At 74.8% G+C, this 301-nt stretch carries 1 protein-coding gene; it reads left to right on the top strand.

From position 1 onward, the window contains the following. Positions 1–25: 25 nt before the first annotated feature. The coding region (locus AOK22_RS17555; protein WP_482255558.1) for a Clp protease N-terminal domain-containing protein at positions 26–301 on the top strand (276 nt) is incomplete at its 3' end.

Genomic DNA, 301 nt, shown 5'->3' on the forward strand with positions numbered 1-301 from the left:
TGCACAAGAAGTACGGGAGGCAGTGATGTTCGAGCGATTCACCGAGGACGCCCGTGACGTGGTCATGGGCGCGGTCGAGCAGGCGCGGCGGGCGGGGGCCGCGTCGGTCGACGACGGCCATCTGCTGCTCGCGCTCCTGGCGCGGCTCGACGAGGGCTCCGGCAGCCGCGCCGCGTTCGCCCTGACGGCCCTGGGCGCCGCGGACCGACGTGAGTCGATCGAACGGGCCCTCGCCGAGGCGCGGCGCAGGGGCGGCCTCTCCCAGGCCGACACCGAAGCGCTCGCCGGCCTCGGCATCGAC

The organism is Streptomyces silaceus (assembly GCF_001419745.1).
Classification (GTDB): domain Bacteria; phylum Actinomycetota; class Actinomycetes; order Streptomycetales; family Streptomycetaceae; genus Streptomyces; species Streptomyces silaceus.